General features: G+C 43.7%; 3 protein-coding genes. All 3 read right to left on the reverse strand.

The window, feature by feature from the left end:
* Window positions 1–302: 302 nt before the first annotated feature.
* Complete coding sequence (locus tag QZ735_RS13010) at window positions 303–1,400, reverse strand: glycosyltransferase family 1 protein (RefSeq protein WP_294249173.1); 1,098 nt, start codon at window positions 1,398–1,400, stop codon at window positions 303–305.
* Window positions 1,397–2,173 carry a polysaccharide deacetylase family protein gene (locus QZ735_RS13015; protein WP_294249176.1) on the reverse strand — a complete coding sequence of 259 codons (777 nt, stop codon included), beginning with the start codon at window positions 2,171–2,173 and terminating at the stop codon, window positions 1,397–1,399. Before QZ735_RS13015 ends, QZ735_RS13010 begins: the two co-directional genes overlap by 4 nt.
* Window positions 2,174–2,175: 2 nt before the next feature.
* On the reverse strand, window positions 2,176–2,964 hold a 789-nt coding region (locus QZ735_RS13020), incomplete at its 5' end, for a glycosyltransferase family 2 protein (RefSeq protein WP_294249178.1).

Consider the following 2,964-nt stretch of genomic DNA (forward strand, 5'->3'; position numbering starts at 1 on the left):
TACAGGCGGCCGCTTTTCTGAATGGCAATTTTTAATATACTCATTTGGATGGTTTTGGGCCTGAGCAAATAAAAACTGGTTGAATTGTAAAGGAAAATTCCCGGAATCGTCAGAAACAAAAAAACCGTCTATTTACTCAGACGGTTTTTAATTATTTTGATTTTTAACATGTAGTATCGATCAATCAATTCCGTCTTAGCAGAGATGATGATGATAATGATGTACTGTTAAAAAATTCGGTTTCATTATTGAAATTTGTACTGCAAAGATAAGAGATAATTTTCGGGTCCTGCAAATTTTTTTTACATTATTTTTCGGTAAAGACCGGTCAGCTGCCCGGCAATCGGCTCATCACTGAACTTCTGTACAAACTCGAAACCCTTTTCAGCACGCCTTTTCCGCTCGGATTCATAATCCCATAAAAACTTGATTTTCGCTTTTAAATCCTGCTCATTTCCGGGATCCACATATACGGAATCGGGCCCGCCTGCTTCCGGCAGGCAGCTGGTATTGCTGGTGACCACTACGGTTTTTGAAAACAGCGCCTCAATCACAGGAATTCCAAAACCTTCAAAGAAACTTGGATATACAAATATATCGGCCAATTTATAAAGTACGGCCAGTTCGTCCATTGAAACCCCTTCCAGGAACATAACCTGCTTTTCCATCTTGTTTTTGCGGATGAATGCCTCAACAGCTTTAAAATACTTCGTTTTTCTGCCGACAACCACCAGCGGGATCTGCGTACCCTGGATGCCTTTCACGATATTCAGGAGGTTTTTTCGCTCTTCGATTGTTCCTACATTCAGGATAAACCTTGGCGGCAGACTGAATTTTTCTTTTACAGAGACCTTGAATTCTTCAGATTGCTCTTCTTTAAACGCCTGGTGACAACCCTGGTATATGACTTCAATTTTATTTTCATGGATTTTAAGGAACCGGATGATATCCTGCTTGGTCTGTTCCGAAATGGCAATGATTCTATCCGCCGATTCCGCTGCTTTCCTGAACTTCCAGAAGTGAATCTTACGGTCGAAAAAAGAATAGTACTGCGGATACCGTACAAAAATAAGATCGTGAATCGTCACTACTTTTTTAATCGGTTTTTTATCCCATCTCAGCGGCAGTTCACCCGACAGGCCGTGGAAGATATCCGCTCCTTCCTTCTGGGCATCTTTTCCCATTTTAAACTGACGGGACATCTGTCCTTTGGAAGTTTCTACAAAACGGACATTCGGATGCCGAAGAATATCAGCACCCCGTTCCGATTTATTTTTATTTAAAAGAAGGTATTCATTTTCCGGGAAAAAGCGGGACAGTATCCTCACCAGGTCACGGGAATAGTTTCCCAACCCGGATGTATTATGGAAAAACCTTTTGGCATCGTATGCAATCCTCATGATCCGGTCTGTTTTTGAAATTCCTGAAATGTTCCGAAGGTATAATTTTTCCTTTTCAGCCAGGAAATAAAAGCATCAAATCTTCCGATCATTTCCTTTCCTGTATTTTTAACCGTAAAACCGGGCAGCCTGAAGGCTTCATCCTTTATTTCAGCAAATTCCCAGGGGTGGAAATAGACATTCAGGTAACCGTCTTTTTTCAATACGTCTGAAGCTAATTTCTGATAAAAGGCCAGCGGGAAATTATGAAAGCTGAGCCAGAACAGCGGAATCCTCAAGTGAGGGGAAACGGAAGCCGGAATCTGGGTTACCCTGCCCTCCCTGAAGCAGGTCCTGGAAACTTTCAGATTGTTGTATCTTCCGGGAAGATAGGTCGGATTGATCGAGGAGTTATAAGAGTATCCCGCATCTTCAACCGCATTTTTACTCACGGGCATCATCCGCGGCATCCTCAGGCCTGTGACCTGGGTGGAAAATAATTCTTCCAGCCGGTCTTTGGATTCCTTCAGATGCTTTTCCTGAAATTCGGAATGGAACCAGGTGTGTGAAGCCAGCTCGTGCCCTTCTTGCAGCAGTCTTTCAATGAGACTTCTGCTGTGTTCCGCAAAAACTACCGTAGAAAAGAAAGTGGCTTTTACCTGATGTTTTTTCAGCAGATCCAGAATATGTCCAAGCCCGGTCTGCGAGACGGAAATCTGTCTGTCGAAAGGGATTTCTCCCTGATATTCCAGCGGCATATCAAATTCTTCGATATCAAAACTCAATAATACCATGTTTAAAAATTTTTATTTTTGATAATATAGTTCGGCCGGTCCTTTACCTGCTTGAAGATTTTGCCCAGATAGATGCCGATGATCCCAAGGATGATCAGCTGCAGCCCACCGAAAAACACGATGGTCATAATCAGCGATGCCCAGCCGGAGATCTCCGTTCTGGCCACAAAAGAATAAATGACATAGATTCCGTAGCCGACCACAGAAAGCCCTGAAAACAGAAATCCCAGATAGGCTGCAATATAGAGCGGTTTTACGCTGAAAGCCGTAATCCCCGTAAAGGCAAAAGTGATCATCTTCTTCAGGTTGTAGCTGCTCTCTCCTGAAAGCCGTTCGCTGGCAGTAAATTCAATGCCGGCCTGCCTGAATCCCATCCAGCTGGTAAGCCCTCTCAAGAAAAGGTCGTCCTCGTTAAAATTACGCATCACTTCCACTGCACCGGCATCCATCAGCCGGAAATCCGATCCGCCGCCTTTGGTCAGGTTGACATCTGACAATTTAGACAGGATTTTATAAAAAAAATCGGATGTTTTCCTCTTGAACAATGAAATTTCCTTCGGATACTTCCTAACCGTAAAAACGATATCATAGCCTTCTTCCCATTTTCTGATCATCTGCGGTATCAGTTCGGGCGGATGCTGGAGATCGCCATCCATAGAAATGACAGCATTTCCGCGGGCCAGGTCCATCCCTGCTTTTACCGCAGGCTGGTGCCCGAAATTACGGGAAAATTCAATAAACTTCACTTCTTGATTCCTTGCGGCAAGCTCCTCCAGCTTTTCCTGTGTCCG

The sequence above is a fragment of the uncultured Chryseobacterium sp. genome (genome assembly GCF_913776365.1).
Lineage (GTDB): Bacteria > Bacteroidota > Bacteroidia > Flavobacteriales > Weeksellaceae > Chryseobacterium.

Excerpts from the sequence above, each read along its gene's own strand:
- QZ735_RS13010 (WP_294249173.1), bottom strand. The coding sequence starts at position 1,400 with ATGAGGATTGCATACGATGCCAAAAGGTTTTTCCATAATACATCCGGG.
- QZ735_RS13015 (WP_294249176.1), bottom strand. The coding sequence starts at position 2,173 with ATGGTATTATTGAGTTTTGATATCGAAGAATTTGATATGCCGCTGGAA.